Source organism: Pseudomonas sp. GXM4, from assembly GCF_008923895.1.
GTDB classification, from domain to species: domain Bacteria; phylum Pseudomonadota; class Gammaproteobacteria; order Pseudomonadales; family Pseudomonadaceae; genus Aquipseudomonas; species Aquipseudomonas atacamensis.
This window is the reverse complement of the sequence record NZ_WBRZ01000114.1, coordinates 1-16,759: the sequence shown is the minus strand read 5'-3', so window position 1 is coordinate 16,759 and position 16,759 is coordinate 1. Positions and strand designations below refer to the sequence as shown.

The following is a 16,759-nucleotide window of genomic DNA, read 5'->3' as shown; positions in this document are numbered from 1 at the left end:
TTTTTTATCAGGCCGTCGCCGCCTCTTTGTAGGCTTTCAACGCCTTCAGTCGTTCCCGCTTCAGCGCTTCGCCCAGTTCAGGCCCCTTGAATCCCTGCTCCAGCAACGGCTGCACCGCCACTTCTCGTGCAGCTTTCGCCGCTCCGCGCAAATAATCTGCCTGTGGATAACTGCGCTGCTCCAGGCCCTTGCGGCCACGGGCATCCATCTCGCACGCGGCGATAAACTCTTCGAATCGTTGCGGCCGGCGATAGATATCGAAACTCTGCAGCAACTCCAGCAGCGTCGAGGCTTTCAGCTCCAGCGCCCGGTGCCCATGGGTGTGGTATTGCCCGACCAGCAGCGCCAGTTCCTGACAGTCTTTGGGGACTTTGAAGCGCTCGTTGACCGCTTTGATCAGCTTCAGCCCGGTGTGCTCATGGGCGATATGCCTGGGCCATTCTTCTTCCGGCGTCAGGCCTTTGCCCAAGTCGTGCAGCAGGCAGGCCCAGCGCACTGTCAGTGGTTGTTTGTGCAGGGATGATTGCTCCAGCACGCTCAGAGCGTGCAGGCCGGTGTCGATTTCCGGGTGATGGGTCTCTGGCTGCGGCACGCCGAACAAGGCGTCGACTTCCGGCATTAGCTCTTTGAGTGCGCCACAGTCGCGCAAGACCTGGATGAACACCTGCGGGTGGTCTTCCATCAATGCTCGAGAAATCTCCTTCCAGCTACGTTCGGCAGTCAGCGCTTGTAGTTCGCCGGACTCACTGAGCTGGCGCATCAAGTCCATGGTCTCATCGGCGACCGTAAAGCCCAATCCTGCGTAGCGCGCAGCAAAACGGGCAACACGCAGGACACGGAGCGGATCTTCGGCGAATGCCGGGGATACATGGCGCAGGATTCGTGCTTCGAGGTCGCGTTGACCATGATACGGATCGGTCAGGTTGAGCTGATCGTCCTCGGCCATGGCATTGATCGTCAGGTCGCGTCGAATCAGGTCTTCTTCGAGCGTGACTTCGGGACTTGCGTAGAAAGTGAAACCGCCGTAACCGCGACCGCTTTTGCGCTCCGTGCGGGCGAGGGCATATTCCTCACCGGTTTTCGGGTGCAGAAACACCGGGAAATCCGCGCCAACCGGGCGAAACCCCTGGGCGAGCATTTCTTCAGTGGTCGCACCAACCACGACTCGGTCGATGTCAGTGACCGGCAATCCCAACAGGCGATCGCGTACTGCGCCGCCAACCTTGTAAACCTGCATAAAAAACCTCCGTCAGTCCGACAGGATAACCCTTGCGTCAGACTTTCGGAGGCCAGAACCGGATCAAAGATGAATCACGGCCAGATCGAGCCGGCCGTAATCGCCCTCGCTGTGTTCACTGCGTGGCGGCACGTGATGGGTTTTCATGATCTGGTCGCCTTGCAGGGTTTCCAGATGAATGTCGAAGCCCCAGAGCCGGTGCAGGTGCTTGAGCACTTCCTCGGTGGAGTCGCCCAAGGGTTTGCGGTCGTGCTGCTGATGGCGCAGGGTCAGCGAGCGATCACCGCGCCGATCGATGCTGTAGATCTGCACGTTCGGCTCACGATTGCCGAGGTTGTACTGCGCTGCCAGGGTTTCACGGATGATCCGGTAGCCGCCCTCGTCATGGATGGCCGGCACCAGCAGGTCGTCTTTCTGGTCGTCATCGAGAATGCTGAACAGCTTCAGATCGCGGATCACCTTCGGCGACAGGTACTGCAGGATGAAGCTCTCATCCTTGAAACTGCTCATGGCGAACTTGATGGTCGACAGCCAGTCGGAACCGGCGATGTCCGGGAACCAGCGGCGATCCTCCTCGGTAGGCTCTTCGCACATGCGCCGAATGTCGCGGTACATGGCGAAGCCCAACGCATAGGGGTTGATGCCGCTGTAGTACGGACTGTCGAAACCCGGTTGGAATACCACGCTGGTGTGCGAGGTGAGGAATTCCATCATGAAGCCGTCGGTGACCAGGCCTTCGTCGTACAAATCATTCATCAGCGTGTAATGCCAGAACGTTGCCCAGCCTTCGTTCATCACCTGGGTCTGGCGCTGTGGATAGAAATACTGGGCGATCTTGCGCACGATGCGCACGATTTCGCGTTGCCAGGGTTCCAGCAGTGGCGCGTGTTTCTCGATGAAATAGAGGATGTTTTCCTGTGGTTCGGCCGGGAAACGGGCGTTGTCCTTGTCGCTGTATTTGTCCGCGCCTTTGGGAATGGTGCGCCACAGATCATTGATCTGCTTCTGCATGTGCTCTTCACGGTCCTTTTGCCGCCGGCGCTCTTCTTCGGCGGAGATCGGATACGGACGCTTGTAGCGGTCGACGCCGTAATTCATCAAGGCATGGCAGGAATCGAGCAGATCTTCCACGGCGTCGATGCCGTGGCGTTCTTCGCACTGCATGATGTACTGCTTGGCGAACACCAGGTAATCAATGATCGAACTGGCATCGGTCCAGGTGCGGAACAGGTAGTTGCCCTTGAAGAAGCTGTTGTGGCCATAGCAGGCATGGGCCACCACCAGCGCCTGCATGCAGATGGTGTTTTCTTCCATCAGATAGGCAATGCACGGATCGGAGTTGATCACGATCTCGTAAGCAAGGCCCATCTGCCCGCGACTGTAGGATTTCTCTGTGCTGAGGAAGTGTTTGCCGTAGGACCAGTGGTGATAGCCCAGCGGCATGCCCACCGAGGCATAGGCGTCCATCATCTGCTCGGCGGTGATCACTTCGATCTGATTGGGATAGGTGTCCAGTGCATAACGGGCCGCGATCCGGGCGATTTCGCGGTCGTAGGTCTGGATCAGCTCGAATGTCCATTCGGAGCCGGTGGAAATGGGTTGGCGCTTCTGCTCTTTGGCGGTCATGTCACTAACCTGCGCTGGAAGAGTTCACGGAAGACCGGATAGATATCTCCGGCCGAGACCAGTTGCTGCTGGGCAAACGTGTCAGAGAAGGCTTCGGCGATGCGTTCGTACTCGTACCACAAGGCCTGATGTTCGCGCGGGGTGATCTCCACGTAAGTGTAGTACTGCACAAACGGCATGATCTGGTTGATCAGGATGTCACGGCAGATCGGCGAATCGTCGTTCCAGTTGTCGCCGTCGGAGGCCTGAGCGGCGTAGATGTTCCACTCGTTGCTCGGATAGCGCTCGGCCATGATTTCCTGCATCAGCTTCAGGGCGCTGGAAACAATGGTGCCGCCGGTCTCACGAGAATAGAAAAACTCCTCTTCGTCCACTTCCCGGGCGCTGGTGTGGTGACGGATGAACACCACGTCGATCTTGTCGTAGTTACGCTTGAGGAAAAGGTACAGCAGGATGAAGAAGCGCTTGGCGATGTCCTTGGTCGCCTGCGTCATCGAACCGGAAACGTCCATCAGGCAGAACATCACTGCTTTGGAACTGGGGTTGGGTTGCTTGACCAGCAGGTTGTATTTCAAGTCGAAGGTATCTAGGAACGGCACGCGGTGAATGCGTGCGCTGAGTTTCTCGATTTCAGCCTCGAGTTCCTGAATATCGCCGAAGTTGTCCGGCTCTTCGCGCTTGAGCCGTGCCAGCTCTTCCTTGGCTTCACGAAGCTTTGCGCGGCTGCTGCCGGACAGAGCAATACGACGTGCATGTGCTGAGCGCAGGGTGCGGATGATATTGATGCGTGAAGGGTTACCTTCGTTGCTGATCCCGGCGCGGACGGTTTTGAACGTGTCGGTGCCGGTCAGGTTGCGTTTGACCAGATTCGGCAATTCAAGGTCTTCGAACATGAACTCAAGGAATTCTTCCTGAGTGATCTGGAAGACGAACTCGTCCATGCCTTCGCCGGAATTGCCCGCCTTGCCCGGGCCGCGCCCACCGCCGCCTCCCGGTGGACGAGCGATATGTTCACCGGCCGTGAACTCTTTGTTACCGGGATGCACCACGGTCTGCTTGCCGCCGCGTCCATGATGAAGCACCGGCTCGTCGATATCGCGGCCGGGAATGCTGATCTGTTCACCGTGCTCCATATCGGTAATGGAGCGGCGACTGACTGCCTCTTCGACAGCCTTCTTGATGTGGTCACGGTAACGCCGCAGAAAACGCTGGCGGTTTACCGTGCTCTTGTTCTTGCCATTGAGGCGTCGGTCGATCACATAGCTCATAAGGCCCCTCCGGGGAGCTTCAAGTTTTGAGCTGCAAGCTGCAAGTAGAAGCGAATGCCCGTGTTTTCAGGTTCACGCGCTTTGTTCTTGCAGCTTGTGGCTTATAGCTTGCAGCTGCCTCACTGCGACTTGCGGACCCGCAGGTACCATTCGGACAGCAGGCGTACCTGTTTATCGGTGTAGCCACGTTCAACCATTCGCGTAACGAAGTCGTTGTGTTTCTGCTGATCCTCCTTGCTGGCCTTGGCGTTGAAGCTGATGACGGGCAGCAGGTCTTCGGTGTTGGAGAACATTTTCTTCTCGATGACCACCCGCAGTTTTTCGTAGCTGAGCCAGGTCGGGTTCTTGCCGTTGTTGTTGGCCCGGGCGCGCAGGACGAAGTTGACGATTTCGTTGCGGAAATCCTTCGGATTGCTGATCCCGGCCGGTTTCTCGATTTTCTCCAGTTCTTCGTTCAGCGCCACGCGGTTGAGAATCTCGCCGGTTTCCGGGTCGCGATACTCCTGATCCTGAATCCAGAAATCCGCGTACAGCACGTAGCGGTCGAAGATGTTCTGACCGTATTCGCTGTAGGACTCCAGATAAGCGGTCTGGATTTCCTTGCCGATGAACTCGATGTAGCGCGGCGCCAGGTATTCCTTCAGATAGCGCAGGTAGCGTTCGCGGGTTTCGGCCTGGAACTGTTCCTGTTCGATCTGCTGCTCCAGCACATAGAGCAGGTGCACCGGGTTGGCGGCGATTTCATGTGGATCGAAGTTGAACACCTTGGAGAGGATCTTGAAGGCGAAGCGGGTCGACAGGCCGTTCATGCCTTCGTCGACACCGGCCGAATCGCGATACTCCTGAATCGATTTGGCCTTCGGATCAGTGTCCTTGAGGTTTTCACCGTCGTAGACGCGCATCTTCGAATAGATGTTGGAGTTTTCTGGCTCCTTGAGGCGCGACAGCACGGTGAATTGCGCAAGCATTTTCAAGGTGTCCGGTGCGCAGTGCGCCTTGGACAAGGAACTGTTGAACAGGAGTTTGTCGTAGATCTTCACTTCATCGCTGACGCGCAGGCAGTACGGCACTTTGACGATGTAGATCCGGTCGATGAACGCCTCGTTGTTCTTGTTGTTGCGGAAGGTGTGCCACTCCGACTCGTTGGAGTGAGCCAGCAGGATGCCGGTGAAGGGAATCGCGCCGAGGCCTTCGGTACTGTTGTAGTTGCCCTCCTGAGTAGCGGTCAGCAATGGGTGCAGCACCTTGATCGGCGCCTTGAACATTTCGACGAATTCCATCAAGCCCTGGTTGGCTCGGCACAGCGCACCGGAGTAGCTGTAGGCGTCAGCGTCGTTCTGCGGGAATTCTTCGAGTTTGCGGATATCGACCTTGCCGACCAGCGCCGAGATGTCCTGGTTGTTCTCGTCACCGGGTTCGGTCTTGGCCACGGCAATCTGATTTAGGATCGACGGATACAGCTTGACCACGCGGAACTGACTGATGTCGCCGCCGAATTCGGCCAGGCGTTTGGTCGCCCAAGGCGACATGATGGTGTTCAGGTAGCGTCGTGGAATGCCGAAATCTTCCTCAAGGATCGCGCCATCTTCAGTGGCGTTGAACAGACCCAGAGGTGATTCGAAGACCGGCGAGCCTTTGATGGCGTAGAAAGGTACCTTCTCCATCAGCTGTTTCAGCTTCTCGGCCAGGGACGATTTACCGCCACCGACGGGGCCGAGCAGATAAAGAATCTGTTTCTTCTCTTCCAGGCCTTGGGCAGCGTGGCGGAAATACGAGACGATCTGGTCGATGCATTCTTCCATCCCGTGGAAGTCTTCAAAGGCCGGATAGCGGCGGATCACCTTGTTGGAGAAGATGCGCGACAGCCTCGAATTGGTCGAAGTGTCGAGCAGTTCCGGTTCGCCGATCGCCATCAATAGACGCTCGGCGGCGGAAACGTAGGCGCTGCGATCGTTTTTGCACAGCTCCAGGTACTCCTGCAGAGAGAGTTCTTCCTGGCGTGTGGATTCGAAGCGTTGTTGGAAGTGGCTAAAGATACTCATGACGTCACCTCGCTCGATACGTGGAGCCGACGCCGGATCACTCAGTCGATGCTGGCAGCAGTCGCTGTGGCAGCTGCTGTTTACCCCCCAGAATTCTCCCACGGTCGACAAACCGCGAAAGCTACTCCCGATGATCCGCGCGCCGGTGTACCGGCTCTCCCCTGATTTGGATGGCCTGCGCTTAAGGATAGTTGGGAATTCGAGAGGTAAAGGCGAGATACGTAATTAGTTGTGGCAGACCGTTCGTCTGCCGCGCGCAGGCCCACGGCAGCCGGGGCCTGCGCTGCGCAAAAAAATTATTCGGCGCTGCCTTGCGCGGTTTCCGACGGATAAGTCGTACGCCACAGCTCAAAGCCGCCGTCCATGCTGTAAACGTCGGAGAAGCCTTGGCTGGCCAGATAGGCGGCTGCGCCCCGACTGGAATTGCCGTGATAGCAGACCACGACGGTCGGTGCATCAAGATCGGCGCCTTGAATGAAAGCGTGCAGCGAATGGTTGTCGAGATGCTTCGAACCGCTGATATGCAGCGCGGCAAAGGTCGCCGGGTCGCGAACGTCGACCACAACGGCGCCTTGTTCACGCAGGGCCTGCGCCTGTTCCGGGGGGATTCGTTTGAATTCGCTCATGGCGGGTTCCTGTAGCTCAACTGAAAGTGCAGTCTAACGCGGCGCGTCGACTGGCGAAGGTTCGGGGATAAGTGGTGCAACCGTGTGCGCGAGCCCGCCGTGCTCGTCGCATTTGCATGGCAGGCGTTCGCCGCTGTCGACGTTCATCAGCGTCAGGCTGCCGCCCCATACGCATCCGGTGTCCAGCGCGGAAATGCCCGGCTCGTGGATATTGCCCTCGAGTGCAGCCCAGTGACCGAAGATGATGCGCAGGCCTTTGGTCTTGCGCTCCTTGTGCTGAAACCACGGCTTGTAGCCGGGTGGGGCGCTGTCGAGGCCTTCCTTGCTTTTGAGGTCGAGCTTGCCCTCGGCGGTGCAAAAGCGCATGCGTGTGAAATAATTAGTGATCACCCGCAGGCGATCAATGCCTTTGAGGTCGTTGTCCCATCTCGCCGGTTCGTTGCCGTACATGCCGTCAAGGTAGGCGGGGAACACGTTGTCGTCACGCAGGGCGGTCTCGACTTCGGCGGCGCACTTCAACGCACGGCGCAGCGACCATTGCGGCGGGATGCCAGCATGGACCATCGCAACATCGCGTGTTTCGTCGTAATGCATCAGCTTCTGCTGGCGCAGCCATTCCATCAATTGCGGGCCGTCGGGGGCCTCGATGATTTCGCGCAAGGTGTCGCTTTTCTTCAAGCGCTCGATTTTCTTCGCGGCGGCCAGCAGGTGCAGGTCGTGATTGCCGAGCACGCAGACCAGCGATTCACGCATGCCATGGAGAAAGCGCAGGGTTTCCAGCGACTGCGGACCACGGTTGACCAGATCGCCGACCAGCCATAGCCGATCCAGCACCGGGTCGAAGGCAACTTGCTTGAGCAGGCACTTGAGCGGTTCGAGGCAGCCTTGCAGGTCACCGACGGCGTAAGTCGTCATCAGTGCAGGGCTCCGGGTACGGCGAGGCGAAACGGTTTGATGACGGCATCGAAATGTTTGCCGTCATCGGCGAGCATTTGATAAGTGCCCTGCATGGTGCCGACCTTGGTGGTCATCACCGTGCCGCTGGTATATGTGTGGCTCTTGCCTGCATCGATCAACGGTTGCTGGCCGACGACGCCCTCACCGCGCACGTGTTCGACATGGCCGTCACCATCGGTAATCACCCAGTGCCGGGACAGAAGCTTGGCCGCAATCTCGCCGTTGTTCTGTACGGTGATGGTGTAGGCGAAGGCGAAACGGTCGTGCTCGGGTTGCGATTGGTCTGCCAGATAATGGGTGACGACGCTGACATCGACCTGATAACGGGAATCGGACATGCAAGAGGGCCTTAACGAAGCGGAACGCGGGGCGTAGCTGATGGGGAATCAGTCTAGGCAAGTATCGGGCAGTAAACCAGAGTGGTGTGCTGCCCGATAGCGTTCATCGCGGGTCAGTCGGCGGCGGGAGCTGCCGGGACCTGTATCGCGAGCTGGTCGGCCAGGCGCACGAATGTGGCTAGATCCAGTTGCTCGGGACGCAGGCTGCCATCAACGCCAGCGGCTTCGATCTCGGCGTTGCTGAGCAATTGCTTGAGGGTATTGCGCAAGGTTTTGCGGCGCTGATTGAAGGCTTCGCGTACCACGCGCTCCAGCAACTTGTGATCCTTGGCCGGGTGCGGCAGAACCGTGTGCGGCACCAGACGAACGATTGCTGAGTCGACTTTCGGCGGTGGATTGAATGCGCCTGGGCCGACGTTGAACAGATGTTCCACGCGGCAATGGTACTGAACCATGATCGACAGACGACCCCAGTCACCGCCACCCGGGCCTGCGGCCAGGCGCTCGACCACTTCTTTCTGCAACATGAAGTGCATGTCACGAATGATGCCGGCGTTGTTCAGCAGGTGAAAAATCAGCGGCGTGGAGATGTTGTACGGCAGGTTGCCAACCACCCGCAGGCTGTTCGGCGCGGCATTCAGCGTATTGAAGTCGAACTTCAGCGCATCGCCCTGATGCAGGTTGAAATTGCTCATGCCGGCAAACTGCTGGTTGAGGATCGGGATCAGATCCTTGTCCAGCTCCACTACGTCGAGTTGCGCGCCGGAGCCCAGCAAACCTTGGGTCAGCGCACCCTGACCGGGGCCGATTTCCAGCAGGCGGTCGTCAGGCTTGGCGTGGATGGAGCGCAGAATGCGGTCGATAACGCCGGCATCGCGGAGGAAGTTCTGACCAAAGCGTTTGCGCGCCTTGTGTTGGTATTGCTCGTTCATAAACGGGTCTCGGCCATCTGGTAGGCGGTTTCCAGGGCGACTTGCAGGCTGCCGGTGTCGATTCTGCCGCTGCCGGCCAGATCCAGGGCGGTGCCATGGTCGACCGAGGTGCGGATGATCGGCAGGCCCAGCGTCACGTTGACGGCAGCGCCGAAGCCTTTGTACTTGAGCACGGGCAAGCCCTGGTCGTGGTACATCGCCAGCACTGCGTCGCAGTGCTCCAGATATTTGGGGGTAAACAGAGTGTCGGCAGGCAGCGGGCCACGAAGGTCCATGCCCTCGCCGCGCAGGCGCTCTAATGTCGGTTCGATGATGTCGATTTCTTCATGGCCCAGGTGGCCGCCTTCACCGGCGTGCGGGTTGAGGCCGCAGACCAGGATGCGGGGCCGGGCGATGCCGAATTTGTCTTGCAGGTCGGCGTGCAGGATTCGCGTGACGCGCTCCAGCCGTTCCGGGGTGATCGCGTCGGCAATCTCGCGCAGAGGCAGATGCGTGGTGACCAGCGCCACGCGCAAACCGCGAGTGGCCAGCATCATCACTACTTGCGCGGTGTGCGTCAGGTCGGCGAGAAACTCAGTGTGTCCAGAGAACGCTATGCCCGACTCGTTGATCACACCTTTGTGCACCGGCGCAGTGATCATCCCGACGAAATCGCCGTTCAGGCAGCCGTTGCCGGCGCGGGTCAAGGTTTCGAGGACGAACGCCGCGTTGGCCTTGTCCAGTTGCCCGGGGACTACCGGTGCGCTGAGCGGCGTGTCCCAGACGTACAGGCTGTTGGCCGGTGCTGGAACATCTGGCCACTGCCCCGGCGCCACATCCAGCAGACTGACGGCCAGCCCCAGCTGCGCGGCCCGCTCAAGGAGCAGGTCGCGGCTGGTGATGGCAATCAGGGGGTGTGGCTGGGCTTGCGAGGCGAGCAGCAGGCACAGGTCGGGACCGATGCCGGCCGGTTCGCCGGGTGTCAGCGCGAAACGCTTGGGTTTCACTGCGCTGCCTGGTCTGCACCAGGAAGTTTGATCTCTACATATGCTTCGTCACGGATCTGACGCAGCCAGGTCTGCAGCTCTTCGTCGTATTTGCGGTTACGCAGTACGGACATCGCTTGCTGCTCACGGGCCTGTTCCGTGCCGTCAGTGGCGCGACGGCCAAGGACTTCCAGCACGTGCCAGCCGTATTGGGTCTGGAATGGCTTGGACAGCTGACCTTGCGGGGTCGAAGCCATCACTTCGCGGAATTCCGGTACCAGCACGTTCGGGTCGATCCAGTTCAGGTCGCCACCGTTAAGGGCGGAACCCGGATCTTCCGAATAGTTTTTCGCCAGTTCGGCAAAGTCTTCGCCGGCGGTGATGCGGTCATACAACGATTGCACCAGTGCCTTGGTCTTGGCTTCGTCGCGGATCGGGCTCGGCTTGACCAGGATGTGACGCACATGCACTTCGTCGCGCATCTGCGCTTCGCCGCCACGTTTGCCCAGCAGCTTCAGAATGATGAAGCCGCCCGGTGTACGCGCAGGCTGAGTAATGTCGCCAACGGCCATGCTGCTCAATTCACGATCGAACGGCGGTGGCAGTTGCGCGGCTTTACGCCAGCCCATCTCGCCGCCTTCCAGCGCGTTGTCGCTGCCGGATCTGGCCACGGCCATCTGACCGAAGTCAGCGCCTTGCTTGAGCTGCTGGTAAACATCCATGGCCTGACGATAAGCGCTCTGAATCGCTTCAGAGTTGGCGCTTTCCGGGGTCGGAATCAGGATGTTGGCCAGGTGCAGTTCTTCGGACAGTTGCATCTTGCCGAGGTCAGAGGCGAGGAAGTTTTTCACTTCCTGCTCGGACACCTGAATGCGTTCTGCCACGCGACGCTGACGCACACGGCTGATGATCATCTCGCGCTTGATCTGATCACGGGCGTCGTCATAGTTCAGGCCATCGCGAGCCAGCGCAGCACGGAACTGATCAACAGTCATGTTGTTGCGTTGGGCGATGGTGCCGACAGCCTGGTTCAGCTCTTCGTCAGTAATGCGGATGCCGGAACGTTCGCCGATCTGCAGTTGCAGGTTTTCGACGATCAGGCGCTCGAGCACTTGCTGATCGAGCACGCCCGGAGGCGGCAGGCCGCCACCGCGCTTGGCGATGGTCTGCTGAACTTCGTGAACGCGCTGGTCCAGTTGGCTCTGCATGACCACGTCGTTATCGACGATCGCCACCACTTTATCGATGGACTGTACGGCGGCGTTGGCCGCCGTACCCAAGAACAACGCGCCCAGCAGCACCGGGCGCAGACAATCAGAAAGCTTGGTCTTCACGTTCACGATAACCTTGAATGCCTTTGTCGAGGAAGCTCTCTACCTTGGCGCCAGTCAGGCCGCCGAGTCCCTTCAGAACAATTTGGAGGAAGACGCCATGGTCGCCTTTTTCGTTTTGCGGAGCTTCCTGGCTGAACTCGTCATAGGAAACCCAGTAACGGTTGATCAGGCGCAGTTTCCAGCAGCAGTTGTCGTATTCGAAACCACCGAAAGCTTCCAGCGTGCGATTGCGGTTGTAGTCGTACTGCCAGCGGCTGATAGCGTTCCACTGCGGAACGATCGGCCAGATGACCGAGAAATCATGCTGCTGGATCTTGTAGTAGTCCTTCACGTAGCCAGGTTGGCCAGGGGTGCCGTAGTCGCCACCGCCCACCGACCACTGACCAGTGTTTTGATCGTAACGTATCTGGTCATTGCGATAGCGATAGCCGGCGTTGATGACTTTGTTCGGGTTGTCAGCCGGCTGATAATGGAACATCGCACTGCCGGAGCGTGGGCTGCGGCTGTCCGGGTCCCAGTTGTAATCGGCAGTGGCGCGCCAGTCACGGTTCCAGCGGTATTCATATTCCAGCGCGTACGGCGAGACACTGGATTTGGAGTCTTCACGAGTTTTCGCATCGATACCAGGCAATTGCACTTCTCGATTCTTGAAGTAGTAAGCCTGGCCCACGCTGATGCGCTGACGTTCAAATCCGTTTTCTTCGATCCAGCGACTGGTAACGCCCAGCGATAGTTTGTTCTCGTCGCCGACACGGTCGGCGCCGGAGAAGCGGTTGTCGCGGAACAGCGACGAGTAGTTGAAGGTGTACTCGCTGGTGTCGAATACTGGAATGTCTTCCTGATCTGTCTCTGGAACATAGAGATAGAACAGGCGCGGCTCCAGAGTCTGGCGGTAGTTCTTTCCGAAGTAAGAGGTGTCGCGGTCGAAGTACAGGCCGCTGTCGATACTGGCGATCGGTACGCCACGGTTCTGGTTGCTGTCGAACTTGCCGTAGAGTTTCTGGTTTTCCGGCGACAGTGCATCGATCTGCGATTTACCGGTGTTATCCAGATCCAGCTGATATTGCGTGTACTGGTACTTCAGCGATGGCTTGAGGAAGCCATACGTCCAGTTCATCGGCAGGCTGACGCCCGGCTTCAGATTCAAACGATCGCCGTTGGCGCGAGCCAGGCCAGTGATGTTGTTGTCCAGGCGCGACTCGGTAGTGATGCCGTCTTCCTGTACAAACGTGCCGCTACGCAGGTCGCGATCAAAGCGAACCAACTCGGTCTCGTAATCGAAATTCAGACCTTCCGGGTGATACGGCAGCTGACCATTGAAGGTGATCTGCGGCAGACGGCCATACGGTGTGATGTTCGAAACTGTCGCCAGTTGATACTGCTGAGCGTTGAGGCGTGCGGTGTAGCTGTCGCCACGATAAGTGACCGAGCCCTGCTGGTTGACGAAGTCGTCGCTCTTGACGCCGATCTGGTCGGTTTGCAGGTCCTGGAAGTAATACGGATCGCTGATCTTGGTGTAGTCAACCTGGGTCAGCACGCGGGAATCGAGACCGCCCTTGTGCTGCCAGTTGTACATGTAGCGAGTCTCGTTGTAGTCGGACTGGCGCTTGCGATCGTCGTTCTCGTCGTTGAGGTACGAGGCACCGAACTGCCCTTCACTCGACTTGGTCAGGTAACGGAATTCACCTTCCACCAACATGCCGCGCTTGCTCATGTAGCGCGGGTACAACGTGGCGTCGTAGTTTGGCGCCAGGTTGAAGTAGTACGGAGTAACCAGCATGAAGCCGGTGTCGCTGCCCGAACCGATGGTCGGCGGCAGGAAGCCTGATTGGCGACGGTCGTCGATCGGGAAGTAGATGTACGGGGTGTACAGAATCGGGATGTCTTTGACGCGCAATGTCACGTTGGTTGCGGTACCGAAACCGGTGGCCGGGTTCAAGGTGATGTTGTTGCCCTTGAGCTGCCAGGCGTTGCTGTTCGGTTCGCACGTGGTGTACGTGCCGTCCTTCAAGCGGATGATCGCGTTTTCAGCACGCTTGGCGTACAGCGCGTTACCGCGGATGCGCGATTTGTGCATCACATATTCGGCGTTGTCGACCTTGGCTTCACCGGTGTCGAGCTGCACATCGGCGTGGTCGCCGACGATCAGCGCGCCGTTGTCGCGGATACGCACGTTGCCGGCCAGTTCGCCGCGGCTCTCGGCCTGATACAGGTTGGCCTCGTCGGCTTCGACCTGCATGCTGCCCTGACGCATGATCACGTCACCGGCGAGGCTGGCTACTTGTGTGTCCTGCTCGTAACGCGACGCTTTGGCACCGATGAAGGTCGGCGCGTCACTTTTATTCGTCTTGTCATTCATGCCAGGACGAATCGGTTCGATATAGGAACCAGAGCAGTAAGGCCCGGTCTCGGCCAATTGCGCAGCGGTGAGTTTCTCGCGCGGCACCCAGTCGAGGTGACTGTAGTCTTCGCTACGGGATTTCAGACCGCGGCCCTTGGACTCGGTGACCAGTGCGGTTTTCGCGCCAGTGTCGGCGTCGGAACCCTTGTCAGCCGCAGGCTCGCCGGCAGCGCTGACGGCACTGCCGTCATGCACCGGACGCGGCGGCAATGCCGCGGCGGGCGACTTGGGCGCACAGTCCCAGCCACCCGTAGCCGAGACGGAGCAGTCATACTGCTCGGCGGCAACAACGAATTGACTGGCCAGAGGTTGCATAGCCAGCAGACTGCCGGTTACCAACAACGGAAATTTTTTACGAAACGCGGGGGATTTCAATGCCATCTTATTAGTCCGGGCTTCCTGCGTGCCATCTGCCCGCGGTGTGGGCCGCACGCCTCTCGATGGTCTGAAAAAGATGCTGGATAATAAAGCATGACCCGCTTGACGGCTAGCGCCGTCGGAGACCCTTGCAATGCCTGACCAAGATGTACGCTTGCAACACCTGAAAGTTTGGCTCGATGAGCAGTTGGCAAAGCTGTTTGCCGAGCAGGGCTGGGGCACCGTGCCCCCGGCCACGTTGACCGCGGCCAGCAGCGACGCGAGTTTCCGCCGCTACTTCCGCTGGGAGGGCGATGGTCGCAGCTTCGTCGTGATGGACGCGCCGCCGCCCCAGGAAAACTGCAAACCGTTCGTGGATATCGCTTTTTTGCTGGCGAAATCCGGAATTAATGTGCCGAAAATTTACGCCGAAGACCTCGAGCGCGGCTTTCTTTTGCTCAATGACCTGGGCAACAAGACCTATCTCGACGTCATCGATGGCGAAAATGCCGACGCGTTATTCCACGATGCCCTGCAAGCGCTGTTGGCTTTTCAACAGTTGCCGATGGTTGCGCCGTTGCCCAGTTACGACGTCGCCCTATTGCGTCGTGAGCTTGAGTTGTTCCCCGAGTGGTACGTCAAGCGCGAGCTGGGCGTCGAGTTCGATGCGGCCCAGCAGCAACAATGGCAGCACATCAGCGAGTTGCTGATCGACAGCGCGCTGGCGCAGCCGAAAGTGCTGGTGCACCGCGACTACATGCCGCGCAACCTGATGCTCAGCGAGCCCAGCCCTGGCGTGCTGGACTTCCAGGACGCGGTTTACGGCCCGGTGACCTACGACGTGACCTGCCTGTTCAAGGATGCTTTCCTCAGCTGGCCGGAAGAACGCGTGCGCGGCTGGCTGGAAAGTTATTGGCAGCAGGCCTCGGCGCTGGATATTCCGGTGCAGGCGGATTTCGAAGACTTCCTGCGTGCCAGCGACCTGATGGGCGTGCAGCGCCACCTGAAAGTCATCGGCATCTTTGCGCGCATCTGCCACCGCGATGGCAAGCCGCGTTATCTGGCCGACGTGCCGCGCTTCTTCTCTTATATAGAAGCGGTGATCGCCCGCCGTCCCGAACTGGCGGAGCTGCAAGCGCTGTTCAGCAGCTTGCGTGCTGGAGCGACGGCATGAAGGCAATGATCCTGGCCGCAGGCAAAGGCGAGCGCATGCGCCCGCTGACCCTGACCACGCCGAAACCGCTGGTGCGTGCCGCTGGCGTGCCGCTGATCGAGTATCACCTGCGCGCCCTCGCGGCCGCAGGCTTCAACGAAATTGTCATCAACCACGCCTGGCTCGGTCAGCAGATCGAGGATCATCTCGGCGACGGTTCGCGTTTCGGGCTGAGCATCCAGTACTCGCCGGAAGGCGAGCCACTGGAAACCGGTGGCGGGATTTTCCGCGCGCTGCCGTTACTTGGTGACGATGCGTTTCTGGTGGTCAACGGCGACATCTGGACCGATTACGACTTCAGCGTGCTGCACCAGCCGATCAATGGCCTGGCGCATCTGGTGCTGGCGGACAATCCGCCGCATCACCCGAAAGGCGACTTCACTCTCATCGACGGCAAAGTGCAGGACGGCGAGCCTGATGCGCAGACGCTGACCTACAGCGGCATCGCCGTGCTGCATCCGCAGTTGTTCGATGGTTGCAGCGATGGCGCGTTCAAGCTCGCGCCGCTGCTACGCAACGCCATGGCCAAAGGTGAAGTGACGGGCGAGCGCCTGAAGGGGCATTGGGTGGATGTCGGTACCCACGAGCGTCTGGCCGAAGCCGAAGCCTTGATAGAAGCGAGTCGCTGAGATGCTGTGGCCAGGGACTCTGATTGGAGCCGGAGTGGGGTACGCGATTGCCAGCATTCCGGGGGCCATGCTTGGGGCGTTGTTGGGGCAGGCGCTGGATCGGCGCCTGCACTTGCAGAGCTGGGGACACTTGCGCGAAAAGCTCGGCGGCCGGCCGATGCTGCGCAACGATGAACTGCTGTTCGTGTTGCTCGGGCGTCTGGCCAAGAGCGACGGGCGCGTCACTGACGGGCATATCCAGCAGGCGCGCAACGAAATGCGCGCGCTGGAAATGAGCGAGCCGGCGACACGGCGGGCCATTGCTGCATTCAATCGCGGCAAGTCCGGCAGCGACAATCTGCGCGGCTATCTGCGTCGTTTGAGTGCGCAACCGCATGCGGCTGAAGGCGTGTTGCGCGCCTGTTGGCGAATGGTCTGGGCTGATGGTCGCGCCGGGGTCAGCGAACGCGAGTTGCTGGCGCAGTGGGGCAAGTGGCTCGGCTGGACGTCGCAGCAGGTGCAAGCGCTGGCCAGCGATTACGAGCCGGGCAAGCGGCCGATCGTCAGTGCGGCAGTGAGCTATCAGGAGGCGATGAAGCTGCTTGGGGTGTCGGCGAGCAGCGAGCCGGCACAGATCAAGCGCGCTTACCGGCGATTGCTCAGTCGCCATCACCCGGACAAAATCGCCGGCAGCGGCGCGACCCCGGCGCAGGTGCGTGACGCGACCGAGCGTACGCGGGAACTGCATAGCGCCTATACGCTGATTCGCGAGCGACGGGATTTTCGCTGACCCTTGAAGATCAAAAGATCGCAGCCTTCGGCAGCTCCTACCTTTGGAATGCATTTTTCCTGTAG

At 59.3% G+C, this 16,759-nt stretch carries 14 protein-coding genes; 3 read left to right on the top strand and 11 right to left on the bottom strand.

What is annotated here, in order from left to right; translation table 11 throughout:
* Positions 1-7 precede the first annotated feature (7 nt).
* From F8N49_RS15580 to F8N49_RS15530, 11 genes are all read right to left on the bottom strand, one after another.
* Positions 8-1,237 (bottom strand): multifunctional CCA addition/repair protein, encoded by a 1,230-nt coding sequence (locus F8N49_RS15580; protein ID WP_151551864.1) that lies wholly within the window; start codon positions 1,235-1,237, stop codon positions 8-10.
* A 63-nt stretch (positions 1,238-1,300) separates the two neighbouring features.
* Positions 1,301-2,863: a SpoVR family protein gene (locus F8N49_RS15575; protein WP_024014545.1), complete on the bottom strand. Its 1,563-nt coding sequence runs from the start codon at positions 2,861-2,863 to the stop codon at positions 1,301-1,303.
* Entirely contained in the window at positions 2,860-4,131 is a 1,272-nt protein-coding gene (locus tag F8N49_RS15570) for a YeaH/YhbH family protein (protein WP_039757709.1), read from the bottom strand. The genes F8N49_RS15575 and F8N49_RS15570 overlap by 4 nt, the downstream gene beginning before the upstream one ends.
* Before the next feature lie 119 nt (positions 4,132-4,250).
* On the bottom strand, positions 4,251-6,173 hold the full coding sequence (locus F8N49_RS15565) for a PrkA family serine protein kinase (protein WP_016772892.1): 1,923 nt from the start codon (positions 6,171-6,173) through the stop codon (positions 4,251-4,253).
* Positions 6,174-6,469: 296 nt separating this feature from the next.
* Positions 6,470-6,799 carry a thiosulfate sulfurtransferase GlpE gene (glpE, locus tag F8N49_RS15560; RefSeq protein ID WP_151551863.1) on the bottom strand — a complete coding sequence of 110 codons (330 nt, stop codon included), beginning with the start codon at positions 6,797-6,799 and terminating at the stop codon, positions 6,470-6,472.
* A gap of 33 nt (positions 6,800-6,832) precedes the next feature.
* Positions 6,833-7,714, bottom strand: a complete 882-nt coding sequence (locus tag F8N49_RS15555; RefSeq protein WP_151551862.1) for a symmetrical bis(5'-nucleosyl)-tetraphosphatase — start codon at positions 7,712-7,714, stop codon at positions 6,833-6,835.
* Positions 7,714-8,094: a Co2+/Mg2+ efflux protein ApaG gene (gene apaG, locus F8N49_RS15550; protein ID WP_110646321.1), complete on the bottom strand. Its 381-nt coding sequence runs from the start codon at positions 8,092-8,094 to the stop codon at positions 7,714-7,716. Before apaG ends, F8N49_RS15555 begins: the two co-directional genes overlap by 1 nt.
* A gap of 113 nt (positions 8,095-8,207) precedes the next feature.
* Positions 8,208-9,026: a 16S rRNA (adenine(1518)-N(6)/adenine(1519)-N(6))-dimethyltransferase RsmA gene (gene rsmA / locus F8N49_RS15545; RefSeq protein ID WP_151551861.1), complete on the bottom strand. Its 819-nt coding sequence runs from the start codon at positions 9,024-9,026 to the stop codon at positions 8,208-8,210.
* On the bottom strand, positions 9,023-10,012 hold the full coding sequence (pdxA, locus tag F8N49_RS15540) for a 4-hydroxythreonine-4-phosphate dehydrogenase PdxA (protein WP_151551860.1): 990 nt from the start codon (positions 10,010-10,012) through the stop codon (positions 9,023-9,025). The genes rsmA and pdxA overlap by 4 nt, the downstream gene beginning before the upstream one ends.
* The gene (gene surA, locus F8N49_RS15535) at positions 10,009-11,331 is read right to left on the bottom strand and encodes a peptidylprolyl isomerase SurA (protein ID WP_178116995.1); all 1,323 of its coding nucleotides are present in this window, start codon (positions 11,329-11,331) and stop codon (positions 10,009-10,011) included. Before surA ends, pdxA begins: the two co-directional genes overlap by 4 nt.
* Positions 11,306-14,107: an LPS-assembly protein LptD gene (locus F8N49_RS15530; RefSeq protein ID WP_071173769.1), complete on the bottom strand. Its 2,802-nt coding sequence runs from the start codon at positions 14,105-14,107 to the stop codon at positions 11,306-11,308. Before F8N49_RS15530 ends, surA begins: the two co-directional genes overlap by 26 nt.
* A gap of 130 nt (positions 14,108-14,237) precedes the next feature.
* On the opposite strand from F8N49_RS15530, the gene F8N49_RS15525 reads away from it, so the two are divergent.
* The 3 genes from F8N49_RS15525 to F8N49_RS15515 are packed head-to-tail and all read left to right on the top strand — an operon-like array spanning position 14,238 to position 16,694.
* The gene (locus tag F8N49_RS15525; RefSeq protein ID WP_122751596.1) at positions 14,238-15,257 is read left to right on the top strand and encodes an aminoglycoside phosphotransferase family protein; all 1,020 of its coding nucleotides are present in this window, start codon (positions 14,238-14,240) and stop codon (positions 15,255-15,257) included.
* Positions 15,254-15,925, top strand: a complete 672-nt coding sequence (murU, locus tag F8N49_RS15520; RefSeq protein WP_151551859.1) for an N-acetylmuramate alpha-1-phosphate uridylyltransferase MurU — start codon at positions 15,254-15,256, stop codon at positions 15,923-15,925. Before F8N49_RS15525 ends, murU begins: the two co-directional genes overlap by 4 nt.
* A 1-nt stretch (position 15,926) precedes the next feature.
* The gene (locus tag F8N49_RS15515; RefSeq protein ID WP_056786687.1) at positions 15,927-16,694 is read left to right on the top strand and encodes a TerB family tellurite resistance protein; all 768 of its coding nucleotides are present in this window, start codon (positions 15,927-15,929) and stop codon (positions 16,692-16,694) included.
* The last annotated feature ends 65 nt before the right edge of the window (positions 16,695-16,759 follow it).

What these genes read in the sequence shown, in the direction of transcription:
- F8N49_RS15580 (WP_151551864.1), bottom strand. Translation starts at nt 1,237, where the DNA reads ATGCAGGTTTACAAGGTTGGCGGCGCAGTACGCGATCGCCTGTTGGGA.
- F8N49_RS15575 (WP_024014545.1), bottom strand. Translation starts at nt 2,863, where the DNA reads ATGACCGCCAAAGAGCAGAAGCGCCAACCCATTTCCACCGGCTCCGAA.
- F8N49_RS15570 (WP_039757709.1), bottom strand. Translation starts at nt 4,131, where the DNA reads ATGAGCTATGTGATCGACCGACGCCTCAATGGCAAGAACAAGAGCACG.
- F8N49_RS15565 (WP_016772892.1), bottom strand. Translation starts at nt 6,173, where the DNA reads ATGAGTATCTTTAGCCACTTCCAACAACGCTTCGAATCCACACGCCAG.
- glpE (WP_151551863.1), bottom strand. Translation starts at nt 6,799, where the DNA reads ATGAGCGAATTCAAACGAATCCCCCCGGAACAGGCGCAGGCCCTGCGT.
- F8N49_RS15555 (WP_151551862.1), bottom strand. Translation starts at nt 7,714, where the DNA reads ATGACGACTTACGCCGTCGGTGACCTGCAAGGCTGCCTCGAACCGCTC.
- apaG (WP_110646321.1), bottom strand. Translation starts at nt 8,094, where the DNA reads ATGTCCGATTCCCGTTATCAGGTCGATGTCAGCGTCGTCACCCATTAT.
- rsmA (WP_151551861.1), bottom strand. Translation starts at nt 9,026, where the DNA reads ATGAACGAGCAATACCAACACAAGGCGCGCAAACGCTTTGGTCAGAAC.
- F8N49_RS15530 (WP_071173769.1), bottom strand. Translation starts at nt 14,107, where the DNA reads ATGGCATTGAAATCCCCCGCGTTTCGTAAAAAATTTCCGTTGTTGGTA.
- F8N49_RS15525 (WP_122751596.1), top strand. Translation starts at nt 14,238, where the DNA reads ATGCCTGACCAAGATGTACGCTTGCAACACCTGAAAGTTTGGCTCGAT.
- murU (WP_151551859.1), top strand. Translation starts at nt 15,254, where the DNA reads ATGAAGGCAATGATCCTGGCCGCAGGCAAAGGCGAGCGCATGCGCCCG.
- F8N49_RS15515 (WP_056786687.1), top strand. Translation starts at nt 15,927, where the DNA reads ATGCTGTGGCCAGGGACTCTGATTGGAGCCGGAGTGGGGTACGCGATT.